At 34.8% G+C, this 12597-nt stretch carries 11 protein-coding genes; 5 read left to right on the top strand and 6 right to left on the bottom strand.

Annotated features, from left to right (window positions below):
* The first annotated feature begins 45 nt into the window (after positions 1-45).
* The 4 genes from T410_RS03795 to T410_RS03810 all read left to right on the top strand — a co-directional run bounded on the left by T410_RS03795 (position 46) and on the right by T410_RS03810 (position 5059).
* Positions 46-1689 carry a carboxylesterase/lipase family protein gene (locus T410_RS03795; RefSeq protein ID WP_035668848.1) on the top strand — a complete coding sequence of 548 codons (1644 nt, stop codon included), beginning with the start codon at positions 46-48 and terminating at the stop codon, positions 1687-1689.
* A 280-nt stretch (positions 1690-1969) separates the two neighbouring features.
* A complete protein-coding gene (locus T410_RS03800; protein ID WP_035668849.1) occupies positions 1970-2374 on the top strand; it encodes a hypothetical protein in 405 nt (134 codons plus the stop codon).
* Positions 2375-2445: 71 nt separating this feature from the next.
* Positions 2446-2886, top strand: coding sequence for a hypothetical protein (locus tag T410_RS03805; RefSeq protein WP_035668851.1), 441 nt, complete (start codon positions 2446-2448; stop codon positions 2884-2886).
* A 205-nt stretch (positions 2887-3091) separates the two neighbouring features.
* A complete protein-coding gene (locus T410_RS03810) occupies positions 3092-5059 on the top strand; it encodes a transglycosylase domain-containing protein (RefSeq protein ID WP_035668852.1) in 1968 nt (655 codons plus the stop codon).
* Between the two features lie 82 nt (positions 5060-5141).
* Here the strand turns inward: T410_RS03810 and T410_RS03815 are convergent, their stop codons facing one another.
* From T410_RS03815 to T410_RS03825, 3 genes are all read right to left on the bottom strand, one after another.
* Entirely contained in the window at positions 5142-6179 is a 1038-nt protein-coding gene (locus tag T410_RS03815; RefSeq protein ID WP_035668854.1) for an NADP(H)-dependent aldo-keto reductase, read from the bottom strand.
* Between the two features lie 461 nt (positions 6180-6640).
* Entirely contained in the window at positions 6641-7582 is a 942-nt protein-coding gene (locus tag T410_RS03820; protein ID WP_035668855.1) for a flagellar motor protein MotB, read from the bottom strand.
* Positions 7583-7758: 176 nt separating this feature from the next.
* A complete protein-coding gene (locus T410_RS03825) occupies positions 7759-8520 on the bottom strand; it encodes an exodeoxyribonuclease III (RefSeq protein ID WP_035668859.1) in 762 nt (253 codons plus the stop codon).
* A gap of 203 nt (positions 8521-8723) precedes the next feature.
* Between T410_RS03825 and T410_RS03830 the strand changes: the two genes are divergently transcribed.
* Positions 8724-10526: a lysophospholipid acyltransferase family protein gene (locus T410_RS03830; RefSeq protein WP_035668861.1), complete on the top strand. Its 1803-nt coding sequence runs from the start codon at positions 8724-8726 to the stop codon at positions 10524-10526.
* A 56-nt stretch (positions 10527-10582) separates the two neighbouring features.
* Here the strand turns inward: T410_RS03830 and T410_RS03835 are convergent, their stop codons facing one another.
* The 3 genes from T410_RS03835 to T410_RS03845 all read right to left on the bottom strand — a co-directional run bounded on the left by T410_RS03835 (position 10583) and on the right by T410_RS03845 (position 12500).
* Positions 10583-11047 carry a DUF2752 domain-containing protein gene (locus T410_RS03835; RefSeq protein WP_035668863.1) on the bottom strand — a complete coding sequence of 155 codons (465 nt, stop codon included), beginning with the start codon at positions 11045-11047 and terminating at the stop codon, positions 10583-10585.
* Positions 11022-11405, bottom strand: coding sequence for a DUF4234 domain-containing protein (locus T410_RS03840; RefSeq protein ID WP_035668864.1), 384 nt, complete (start codon positions 11403-11405; stop codon positions 11022-11024). The genes T410_RS03835 and T410_RS03840 overlap by 26 nt, the downstream gene beginning before the upstream one ends.
* A gap of 147 nt (positions 11406-11552) precedes the next feature.
* Entirely contained in the window at positions 11553-12500 is a 948-nt protein-coding gene (locus T410_RS03845) for a 2-hydroxyacid dehydrogenase (protein WP_035668865.1), read from the bottom strand.
* Between the last annotated feature and the right edge of the window lie 97 nt (positions 12501-12597).

Here is a 12597-nt window from a genome sequence, read left to right on the forward strand (position 1 = left end):
ATTTATTGCGAACAAATAACATAAAACTATAAACTCGATTACAGTATGAATTTAAAAATAAAATACATTGGATTGCTACTTTTAGCATTTCCCTTCTTTTCAAAAGCGCAACATGCCGAAAATCAAAATGCTTTTCCTGTTCAGATAACTACTGCAAACGGAATTATAGAAGGTGAATTTGATATAAAAACTAACATTCAGAGTTTCAAAGGAATTCCCTTCGCCCAACCACCAGTTGGTAATTTACGTTGGAAAGCGTCTCAACCTTTAACTAATTGGACTGGAGTAAAACAAACCAAAAAATTTGGACCAAGAGCAATCCAATCCAATGTATTTGGCGATATGGGCTTTAGAAGTGACGGGACAAGCGAAGATTGCTTATACCTTAATGTTTGGTCTCCTGCCAAATCTGCCAATGAACAACTACCTGTTTTAGTTTATTTCTACGGGGGTGGTTTTGCCGCAGGCGATGGTTCTGAAAATCGTTATGATGGTGAAAACATGGCCAAAAAAGGAATTGTAACCTTAACCGTAAACTATAGATTAGGAATTTGGGGATTTTTCTCCCATCCTGAACTGACTAAAGAATCTCCTAATCACGCTTCTGGAAATTATGGTTTATTAGATCAAAATGCTGCCTTAAAATGGGTACAGGCTAATATCTCAAAATTTGGAGGTGACCCAAAACGCGTCACTATTGCAGGAGAATCAGCTGGTTCAATTGCCGTGAGCGCTCAAATGGCTTCTCCGTTATCAAAAAGTCTTATCGCAGGAGCAATTGGCGAAAGCGGCGGCTCCATCTTCCCTACTTTATCTCCGGTTCCTTTAGCCGATGCTGAAAAAACAGGACTCGAATTTGCCAAAAAAATTGGTGCTCCATCATTAAAAGACCTTCGCGCTATGTCAACTTTTGAGCTGTATCAAAAATCACTAGGGTCAAGTTTAGGTGTTTTTAAAACAACCATTGACGGTTATTTTTTATCAAAATCACTACCCGAAATTTTTGAGGCCAAACAACAAGCAATGGTTCCTTTACTATTAGGATGGAATTCAGAAGAAATGACTTACCGCGCTTTAACTATGGGGAAAGACATAGACAATGCAAGTTATATCCAAAAAGTAAAAGAATTATATGGCTCCAAAGCAGATGAAGTTCTAAAGTTGTATCCCGCAGGAACTCCTGAAGTAACGGAGCAATCTGCCACCGATTTAGCAGGAGACCGTTTTATTGCCTACAGCACTTGGAAATGGTTTGATTTACATCGAAAAAATAGCAGCCAGCCAGTATATCGTTATTATTATGCCCATCCAAGACCCGAAATGCGCGACAATGAACTTGAAGCAGCTCTCGCAGGCGGAGTCATTAAAAAGGACAAAAACACCCCAAAAGCTCCTATACCAAAAGGAGCCGTTCACTCTGCTGAAATTGAATATGCAATGGGGAATTTAGCAACCAATACAAACTATGCTTGGACAGATGATGATTATAAAGTTTCGGATACAATGATGAACTTTTTTGCCAACTTCATTAAAACAGGAAATCCAAACGGTGATAAACTCCCGGTTTGGCCAATGGCAAAAAATGAGCAAAGTCCAGAAATCATGATTATTGATGTAAATTCAAAAGCTGTAAAAGCTGAAAACGATACCCGTTACTTATTTTTAGAAAAAGAATATTCGAAAAAATAATTTTTCATCTTTCGAAAAAATTTAACTTTTACCAAAAGAGGATGTCATTTTTAGTGACATCCTCTTTTTTGCTTTAAATACATCTTAAGAAGCCTTCCGTAAAAAAACACAAAGCCTTGCCAGGTTTAGCAAACCGGATAATTAATTCTTTTTCCACTGAAAATCAAATAATTATATTTTGTTAAATTCACGTTTATTTCAATAAAAATAAAAAAGCAGGAATGAAATTCATTATTTTGTTGTAAATTTATATGTAGTTTTTTTATCTAAAGATTGAAAAATGAAACCATCGCACCAAACCATGACGCATCTTTATGAGCACTTAGGAAAAGTGTTTTATTGTATTGCAACAATAGACAAAACGGTTAGCAAAGAAGAAATTGAAGAACTCAAAGAAATAGTTAGAACTGAATGGCTTCCGCTTGAAGATACTATTAATGAATTTGGAGACGACACAGCCTATGAAATCGAAATTGTATTTGACTGGCTTCTAGCCAATAAATGGGATACTGAACAAGTCATTCCAGATTTTAAAATTTTCAGAAAAGAGCATGAACATTTGTTTAGCCCTGAGGTTATCACCTTGATTCTAAAAACAGCAAATGCCATTGCAAATTCATTTTTACAAAAAAACAAATCAGAACATGTTTTCATAAGCCAACTAAGTGGTATTCTAGTACCGTAATGCTACATTAAGCCCCTTCTAAATAATGATAAAGCTGTTTAAACAATCTATTTAATATAAAAATAAAAGACATGAAAAAGCAAACTGGCATTTGGATAGACTCCTCAAAAGCAATAATTGTTGCTCTTGATGGTGATACAGAAAAAATTACTGAAATAGATTCTGATGTTGAAAACAGTGTTTATCACAACAAAGAAGGGAATAAAGGCACCTTTTCAGGAAGTCATCATGGTGACAGTGAGAAAAAATTTGATGACCGAAAAAAACAAGAACTGGATTATTTTATAAAATCAGTGCTGTCTTATGTTAAAAAATCAGATGAGTTAATTGTTTTTGGTCCAGCACAAACCAAAACAAAACTGGAGCAAAAATTAATGGATGAAAAATTAATTGAACCCGGAAAACTGAAATCAGTGGAAACAGCCGACAAAATGACCTTAAACCAGATTGTGGAAAAAGTAAGACGATTTTATAACCCGTTTGAATATAAAGAACCGGAGCCAAAAAATTAATTTAAATACCATAAAACAAATTTAGAAACTACAATTTAGGTTGTAGTTTTTTTTTTGTTCTCCATAGAAAAACAAACAACATCTACACATTAAAATTCTAAAGAAAACCATAAAAAATTTTCCTTTTGTTTTATTTTCCTTTTCTTTATATGCGCTATTCCAAGCGCCTCCTATTTTAGATTTTTTATCAAATACAATACTGTTTATGAAAACCGGAAAACAAAAAATAATTCTAGCAACAAAAATACTTAGTGTATTATTTGTGGCTCTAATTGTTGCCTTTTACATCTTTCGTGATGCGGTTTTACAACAGACCATTGCAAAGGTTTCCAATGAAATGGATGTTGATTACAACAGTACTTTCTCTGTTAAAAAAGCTTCTTTTGACGGACTCTCAGGAATTGATCTCTCCGATGTAGTATTAGCACCGAAAAATGCCGATACTCTTTTTAAAATACAAAAACTAAAAACGAGTGTCAATCTTTGGCAATTACTGGCAGGTAATGTGCAACTGGGAACTTTAGAAATAAAGAATGGTTTTGTACAACTCGTAAAGAAAGGGAAAGTGAGAAATTTTGATGCCTTTCTAAAAAAAGATAAGCAAACAGAAATAGCGAACGAAAAAAGAGATTACGCTCAATTCGCCTACAGAATTATCTCAAAAGCGCTGAATTTAGTTCCAACCGATATGGTTTTGGACAATCTTTCCTTTAGATTGGATGACAATGGGAAAAAAGCGATGATTAATTTGCAAAAATTGAGATTGGTCAATAAGCAGCTTGAAACTTCAATAAAAGTCCAAACCAATACCTTTACACAACGTTGGAAAATCAAAGGATTTGCAGATCCAAGAAATAAAAAAGCCGATATTCGTTTTGTTAACATTGATACCGGCGCCATTAAAGTTCCTTATTTTGACGAACGTTTCAACCTAAAATCGAGTTTTGAATCCATTCGATTGAATCTTGAAAAGATTGATAAAGACGGTGACGAATTGCATATTGATGGCTTTATGGCTATTACTAATTTGAAAATAAATCATCCAAAAATTGCCAGTAAAGATGTTATAATCAAAAATGCTAAATTTGATTATAGATTCTTATTAGGTTCTGATTTTATTTCAATAGACAGTACTTCAACGGTTCAATTCAACAAAGTAAAATTCCATCCTTATGTAGCTTATGAAACCGAGGAAGACACCATTTACAAGCTCAAAGTAGCCATCCCAAAAATGAAGGCACAGGATTTTATCGCTTCGCTTCCCGATGGTTTATTCACCCATTTTCAAGGAATGGAAGCCGAAGGCAATTTTGACTACAACTTGAATTTCATGTTCAATAAAAACAAACCCAACCAACTGGTTTTTGACAGTAGATTGAATAAAGAAAATCTAAAAATTACAAAATACGGCGAAGCAAATCTTAATAAACTCAATGGAGAATTTATTTATCGGGCACTTATAAAAAATGTATTGCAACGTCCAATTTTAGTTGGCTCAGCAAATCCAAATTATACGCCTTTGGACCAAATTTCCCCTTATTTAAGAAAATGTGTCTTAACAACCGAAGATCCGTCGTTCTTTTCACATCACGGTTTTATCAGCGAAGCATTCAAACAATCAATCGTAAAAAATATAAAAACCAAAAAGTTTTCCCGCGGTGCCAGTACCATCAGCATGCAGTTGATAAAGAATGTTTTTCTTACCCGAGAAAAAACAGTCTCGCGCAAACTGGAAGAAATTTTACTGGTTTACATTCTGGAAAATAACAGAATTGTAAGCAAGGAACGCATGCTGGAAGTATATTTTAATATTATCGAATGGGGTCCAAATGTATATGGAATTGGCGAAGCGAGTCGGTTTTATTTCCAGAAAAATCCTTCAGAATTGAACTTAAATGAATGCCTTTATCTTGCCCGAATTATTCCAAGTCCAAGAAAATTCATGTACCAGTTTAATGACCAGGGGATGTTAAAAGATTTTGCTATGAAACAAGAATCTTTCTTAACTAATATCATGTTTAGAAGAGGGCTTTTGAGTCCTGACGATACCATTTACAAAACACAACCGATACTAATTTCAGGGCCTGCAAAAACATTTTTAAGGATAAAAGCTCAAGATACTACACAAATAAAAATCGATTCTTTGGCTGTTGACGAAGAATTTGATCTTTAATTTAAAAAACAACCCTGTCAGGTTTTTGAACTCTGACAGGGTTTCTTGAAGATTTAAATTTATGTTTTTTATTTTCTACAAATTACGGTGCAGGATCAGGAAATACGGCCTGAACTTCGTCAATTGCTTTTAAGATTTCATCAGAAAGTGAAATATGAATTGTATCAATATTTTCTTTTAATTGTTCCATTGTGGTGGCGCCAATAATCGTGCTGGTTACGAACGGTTGTTGTTCTATGAATGCCAAAGACAATTCAGTCAAGGTCAGTCCATTTTTCTTGGCAATTTCCTGATACAATCGAGTAGCTTCATAACATTGCTCGCTGTTGTATCTTGAAAATTGAGGGAACAAATTGATTCTGGCCTTTGGAAGACTTTCACCTGTTAGGAATTTACCTGACAAAACGCCAAAAGCCATTGGCGAATACGCTAATAATCCCACATTTTCTCTCATACAAATCTCAGCAGAACCCGCTTCAAAAAGTCGGTTTAGTAACGAATATGGATTTTGAATCGTTTTTATTTTTGGCAAATTATGGTATTTGCTTTCTTCCAGAAAACGCATAATTCCCCAAGGCGTTTCATTAGAAAGCCCAATGTGTTTGATTTTTCCTTCTTTAACGAAACCGTCTAAGGTTTCGAGAACATTGTGAATATTATCTTCCCAACCATCTTCTTGCACTTTGAAACCGCGTTGCCCAAAAAAGTTGGTTTTGCGTTCTGGCCAATGCAACTGATACACATCAAGATAATCGGTTTGTAATCGTTGTAAACTTTGGTCTAATGCAAACTTGATACTGGCTGGCGAAAAATCATTTTTCTCACGCATATACGTGAAATTAGGATTTGGTCCCGCAATTTTTGAAGCCAAAACTACTTCTTCTCTTTTTCCTGTTTTTTTGAACCAGGTTCCAAGAATTTTCTCGGTACTTCCGTAGGTTTCCTGACGCGCCGGAACAGAATACATCTCGGCAGTATCAAAGAAATTGACTCCTCTTTCAAGAGCATAATCCATTTGTGCATGACCGTCAGCTTCCGTATTTTGTTGTCCAAAAGTCATGGTTCCAAGGCAAATTTTGCTGACTTTTATATCGGTATTCGGTAAAGTAGTATATTTCATAATTAAGGAAATTGTATTTTAATTTTTCAAAAACAAAGATAAAATTAGTTTGTTGTTTAGATTTGCTGTTAACACAAAATTGAGAAACGTTTACAAAAAATAACCGCTAATTCGCAAATTAAAACCTCTCAATCGAAAGATAAAATTAGCGAATTAGCGGTTAAAAAGGGTGCTTTAAACCATTAAATAAATTAAGTTTCATTAAGAATCAACGCTTAATTCTCTTAAAATCTTAATGGTGAAACTTGTTACTAACCTGAGTTTGATTATTATTTTACTAATAAATTGTATATCATTAATTTACAGTTAACTGATTTTCCTGCAAGGTCTTTTTTTTAACCTTGTAGGTATGTAAATCTAAAAAATGGCACCTACAAGGTTTTGGAAACCTTGCAGGATTATAAACGGTATTAAAAATGAACACTTTAATAATCGAAATCAGGTTACTAGATATTTAAACCTTAATTGATATCATTCAACATTTTAGAAATCTCGTCTAATCTTGGGGTTAAGATAATTTCGATTCTACGGTTTTTAGCTTTTCCTTCAGCGGTTGAATTGCTTACCAAAGGAGAAAATTCTCCTCTTCCGGCAGCGGTTAGGTTTTCCTTATTGATTTTCTTGTTTTCACTCAAAATAGCAACTATTGCTGTGGCTCTTTTAGTTGATAAATCCCAGTTGTCTGCAATTGGTCCTGAACCTGCGAAAGCATCGTCATCTGTATGTCCTTCAATAAGAACTGAGATTTCCGGGTTATCACCCAAAACTTTTCCTAATTCTACAACTGCCTTTTTACCTTCGGAACCCACTGCCCAGCTTCCAGAATTGAAAAGCAGTTTGTTTTCCATGGAAACATATACTTTCCCGTTTTTTTGTTGAACTGTCAACCCTTTTCCTTCAAAGCTATTCAAGGCTTTAGACAAGGTTTCTTTTAATTTTTTCATGCTTGCTTCTTTGGCGGCAATCAAAGATTCCAACTCATCTAAACGTTGTGCGCTTTTGTTTAAACGTTCTTGTTCTAATGCTAACGCTTTCCCTTTCTCGTCTAATTGATCCAACAAATCACGATTTTTCTTCATGTTGCTTTGCAAAGCATCTCCGCTGTTTTTTTCTAAAGCAGCGTAGGAATCCTGCAACACTTTAAATTTATTTTGTGCAGCAGCATAGTCGGCTTTCAATTTTTCCAGTTCCGATTTTGATTTGCTTAAATCTGATGTTAGAACACTTCGGTCCAATTCTAATTGATTTTTGGCTTTTAAAAGATCTTCATTTTCATCCGTTAATCTTCTATTTTCTTTTTTTGAATCGGTGTACTTGCTTTCTAAGTCATTGTATATTTTCTTAGATACACATGAGCTTGAAAGTGCCAGTACCAGTAATCCGATGGAAACTCTTTTAATCATTTTATTAGTATTTATGTTGTTTCTATTGTTGTTTTGAAAGCAAAACGCAAATTATATTTGGATGCCCTAGCCCCGATAAAAGTGAAAATCCTTTTTATTTTTATCTTTAAAAAATAAAAAGATTGTAACGGATAGCGGGAAATAGCTCCAGATTGCTTTATTCCTCGCAATGATTTTTATTCGATTTCTACCAAAATTGGGCAATGATCTGAATGTACCGCATCTGCAAGAATAACGGCTCTTTTGAGTTTATGTTTTAAGGTATCGCTAACTAAATTATAATCGATGCGCCAGCCCTTGTTGTTTCCTCTTGCTCCGGCGCGGTAACTCCACCACGAATATTGATGCGGTTCACTATTGAAATGGCGGAAACTATCCAAAAATCCAGACTTCATGAATCCATCGAGCCAGGCTCTTTCTTGTGGCAAAAACCCCGAAACGGTTTTGTTTCTGATGGGATCGTGAATGTCGATTGCTTCGTGACAAATGTTGTAATCGCCGCAGATAACCAGATTTGGTGTTTCTTTTTTGAGTTCGTCAATGTAGGTTTGAAAATCATCCATGAACATAAACTTATGGTCTAATCGCTCGATATTTGTCCCAGATGGCAAGTACAAACTCATCACAGAAAAGTCATCGAAATCAGCCCTAAGGTTTCTTCCTTCAAAATCCATGTGGTGAATTCCAGTTCCGTGAACGACATTATTGGGTTTGATTTTAGAGAGAATAGCCACTCCACTATACCCTTTTTTTGTTGCCGAATAATAATATTGATACGGATAACCCGCTTTTGTGATAGCATCTACCGGGATTTGTTCCTCGGTTGCCTTAATTTCCTGAAGACAAATAATATCAGGATTTGCGTGTTGCAACCAATCTATAAATCCTTTAGAAATGGCGGCTCTTATTCCGTTGACGTTGTATGAAATAATTCTCATTAAAGTGTTTTTTTGAATGTAATTCGATAAATTATTACTAGCCTAAAGTTATCATGAACCCACTTTTAAATTTTATCGAAAAAATTTATATCGTTTTTATATGGATTTCAAATGTAACAAAAAAGTAGAAGTTTGATTCAGAAAAAGAGAGAAAATGGAGTTTTTTGCTATCTTTGTTTCTTGCTCAAAAAAATTAAATATACATGGGTTTAGTAACCGCCAAAGAAGTCGCAAAAGCGATAAATGCAGATAAGTACGGAGTTCTTGGAACTTTTTCAGGCTGGATGCTCATGAAGGTGCTAAAAATTTCTACTTTAAACAAAGTATACGACAGAAACAAGCATTTGAAAGATGTTGATTTCCTGAACGGGATATTAGATGATTTACAAATAAAATTTGAAATCCCCGAAGAAGACTTAAAACGCTTACCAAAAGAGGGGGCTTATATCACGATTTCAAACCATCCGTTAGGAGGAATTGACGGGGTTCTATTATTGAAATTAATGCTTGAAAGAGAGCCTAATTTCAAAATTATCGCTAATTTCCTTTTGCATCGTATTGAGCCTCTTAAGAAATACATTATGCCGGTTAATCCTTTTGAAAATCATAAGGATGCTAAATCAAGCGTGGTAGGAATAAAAGAAACCCTACGTCATTTAAGTGACGGAAAACCATTGGGAATGTTTCCAGCGGGAGAAGTTTCAACGTATAAAGACGGGAAATTAATGGTGGATAAACCCTGGGAGGAAGGAGCTATCAAAGTAATTAGAAAAGCACAAGTTCCTGTTGTCCCTATTTATTTTCACGCTAAAAACAGTCGATTATTTTATTTGCTTTCTAAAATAAGCGGCACTTTTAGAACGGCAAAACTGCCTTCGGAAGTGTTTAGCCAGAAACACCGCGTAATCAAAGTGCGCATTGGTAAACCTATTTCGGTAAGTGAACAAAATGAACACGCAACAATAGAGGAATATTCGGAGTTTTTAAGAAAGAAAACGTACATGCTTGCGAATCCTTTCGAAAAAGAAAGTCCTTTTTTACCGACTCCTACTTTAAAAATCCCTAAAAGCCCAAAGAAAATTGTCACTGCCGCAAGTCAAGACAAAATGATTAAGGAAGTAGATGCATTACGCAGTACGGATTGCCGACTTTTACAAAGTAAAAACTATGAAGTTTTCTTTACAGAAGCATCTAAGATTCCAAATATTCTCCATGAAATTGGCCGTCTTAGAGAAATTACTTTTCGAGAAGTGGGTGAAGGAACAAATGAACCCATTGATTTAGACAAGCACGACCAATATTATCACCACCTTTTTCTATGGGATGCTGATGCCAATAAAATTGCCGGTGCTTATAGAATGGGATTGGGTTCAGAAATTTATCCTAAATACGGAATAAATGGTTTTTACCTAAACGATCTTTTTCGATTTGAACCCGAATTATATGATATGATGCACAAATCCATAGAAATGGGTCGCGCTTTTATCATTAAAGAATACCAACAGAAACCAATGCCGCTTTTCCTGCTTTGGAAAGGAATAATGCACACCACTTTACGTTATCCGGAACATAAATTTCTATTAGGTGGCGTGAGTATCAGCAATCAATTTTCAGATTTTTCAAAATCGCTGATGATTGAATTTATGAAGTCAAATTATTACGATCCGTATATTGCGCAATATATTCACCCGAAGAAAGCGTATAAGGTAAAACTAAAAGATGCCGATAAAGATTTCATTTTTAATGAAACCGAATCTGATTTGAATAAGTTTGATAAAATCATTGATGAACTGGAACCAGGAAGTTTGCGTTTACCGGTTTTGATTAAAAAATACATCAAACAAAACGCAAAAGTGGTTGCTTTTAATGTCGATCCGCTGTTTAATAACGCCGTTGACGGATTAATGTACATCCGAATTGCCGATATTCCGGAAAGCACCATGAAACCTGTAATGGAAGAATTTCAGGCTGAACTGGAACGAAAACTAAGCGAAAAAGAAGATTAATTTTCGAATTATAAATAAAAATCCCGTTTATGAACGGGATTTTTTATGTTTTATAATTACCTCCAGATTGACTCTTTTAAAATAGCATCTAACGAATGGTTTTTTATAAAGAAAACCAATCTGATGATGTGATAAACAACAAGAAAGAATCCCAGACCATAAGCCAGTTTTTTATTATACAAAACAGCATTAAAATACTCTTTTTGGGTAATCAGTTCCATCGTTAAAACAACAATGGTAACAATACAGAATACAATCACAAAAGGACCTAATACATGATAGCTTATGGATTTATAAAAATCCCCCTCATAAAAATAAACCAATGATTTTGTAATTCCGCAACCCGGACATGGAAAACCTGTAACCATTTTAAAAGGACACAAAGACTGATCCGTTTCAAGATGATTGTCTCCATTAAAAAACATTAAAAAAAACGGAACCATCAGCGTTAATAAAGCGCCAATGATTCCGTAAACTTTGCGTTTTTCTTTAGTATTAATTGTATAATTTATTAATGTCATTTTGAACTATCATTGCAGCAATCATAGGAAAGAATAGCCCTAGAATCAATAACAAAACCGTATCGTCTTTTTGGCCTGAACCGGATCTATGATACACTTCCGGAAGCCCGTCTCTGCCTGCCAAATAAAAGAAATAAACATTTACGGGATAACAACAACCTGCAAAAATTGCAATTGGTTGCGAGATAACTTCTCTTTCAGAAACCGCATTTAAAACTTCCGCAACTTTGATGTTCCAATAGATTAAATACAATCCGCAGGTTAAAAACCCAAAAATTAATACTAATACCGGATCTACTTTAAAGACCGGAATAGGTTTTCTTGGAGTGTTCCAAGTTTCTTGTACAATTTCTTCCATTTTGGTTTGGTTTGGTTAAATTTAGTTAGTAAAAACACAATGTAATTTGGCTCTCAAAGTTCAATTCAAACTCTTCAATATCCAAAATCATAAGACTGTATTTAAACAAAATTGTTACACCTGCCTCAGATAAATTTATATTTTTATTTAACCAAAATATTTTGCTTTAATCTTATCTACAATTACTTGCGCCAGTCGCTCATGGCTCTCGAATGTCCAACCGGCAATATGAGGCGTCAGAATCACATTCTTGGCTTTCAACAAATACTGAAAGGCTTCTGGTGTATTTTTATCTTGAAACAGCGTTTCAAAAGACAATTTTTCATATTCCAAAACATCTAAACCAGCTCCTAGAATTTTGCCGGATTTCATCGCAGCAACCAAATCAGCAGTGACAATATTCTTGCCACGAGACGTATTTATAATCCAAAAAGGTTTGGCAAACCCATTTATAAAATCAGCATCCACCATTTTATCAGTTTCCGGAGTCCATGGAATATGAAGGCTTACTACATCCACTTTTTTCTGAAATTCTGCTAATGAAACTTGCTTTGCATTGCTGTCGCCCACGTTTTCCTGAATGTCATAACACAACACTTCTGCATCAAAACCACGGAGTTTCTTGGCAAATGATTTACCCATATTTCCATAACCAATAATCCCTACCGTTTTCCCATCCAATTCATGACCACGATTGCTTTCTCTGTTCCAATGGCCGGAACGTATCTCGCTATCGGCTTCATTTAATTTATTAAAAAGAGACAAAATCATTCCTAACGTATGCTCGGCAACAGCATTTCTGTTTCCTTCTGGAGCTGCAATAAGCGTGATGTTTTTAGATATTGCATATTCGCAATCAATACTTTCTAATCCTGCTCCTACTCTTGCTATGAATTGCAAATTAGTGGCTTTGTCTAAAAATGCTTTATCAATCTTGAAACGGCTTCGAATAACAATTCCCTGATAATCTTGAATTTTTACTTCAATTTCTTCTTTTGAGGAAGTAAAATCACTGTGATTTATAAAACCGGCATTTTGCAATTGATCCCAAAGTAAGGAATGATTGCTATCGATATGAAGGATTTTAATATCCATAAAAAAGTTTCTAAGTTTTAGTACCCCAAATTAACAAAAAAATAGTTCCCAAATGTGTAAATTAGCATTCTTTCTATTCTGAGATGTGTCTCAAGAA

The sequence above is a fragment of the Flavobacterium sp. 83 genome (assembly GCF_000744835.1).
Classification (GTDB): domain Bacteria; phylum Bacteroidota; class Bacteroidia; order Flavobacteriales; family Flavobacteriaceae; genus Flavobacterium.

What these genes read in the sequence shown, in the direction of transcription:
- T410_RS03800 (WP_035668849.1), top strand. Translation starts at nt 1,970, where the DNA reads ATGAAACCATCGCACCAAACCATGACGCATCTTTATGAGCACTTAGGA.
- T410_RS03820 (WP_035668855.1), bottom strand. Translation starts at nt 7,582, where the DNA reads ATGATTAAAAGAGTTTCCATCGGATTACTGGTACTGGCACTTTCAAGC.
- T410_RS03815 (WP_035668854.1), bottom strand. Translation starts at nt 6,179, where the DNA reads ATGAAATATACTACTTTACCGAATACCGATATAAAAGTCAGCAAAATT.
- T410_RS03835 (WP_035668863.1), bottom strand. Translation starts at nt 11,047, where the DNA reads ATGACATTAATAAATTATACAATTAATACTAAAGAAAAACGCAAAGTT.
- T410_RS03805 (WP_035668851.1), top strand. Translation starts at nt 2,446, where the DNA reads ATGAAAAAGCAAACTGGCATTTGGATAGACTCCTCAAAAGCAATAATT.
- T410_RS03830 (WP_035668861.1), top strand. Translation starts at nt 8,724, where the DNA reads ATGGGTTTAGTAACCGCCAAAGAAGTCGCAAAAGCGATAAATGCAGAT.
- T410_RS03825 (WP_035668859.1), bottom strand. Translation starts at nt 8,520, where the DNA reads ATGAGAATTATTTCATACAACGTCAACGGAATAAGAGCCGCCATTTCT.
- T410_RS03840 (WP_035668864.1), bottom strand. Translation starts at nt 11,405, where the DNA reads ATGGAAGAAATTGTACAAGAAACTTGGAACACTCCAAGAAAACCTATT.
- T410_RS03845 (WP_035668865.1), bottom strand. Translation starts at nt 12,500, where the DNA reads ATGGATATTAAAATCCTTCATATCGATAGCAATCATTCCTTACTTTGG.
- T410_RS03795 (WP_035668848.1), top strand. Translation starts at nt 46, where the DNA reads ATGAATTTAAAAATAAAATACATTGGATTGCTACTTTTAGCATTTCCC.
- T410_RS03810 (WP_035668852.1), top strand. Translation starts at nt 3,092, where the DNA reads ATGAAAACCGGAAAACAAAAAATAATTCTAGCAACAAAAATACTTAGT.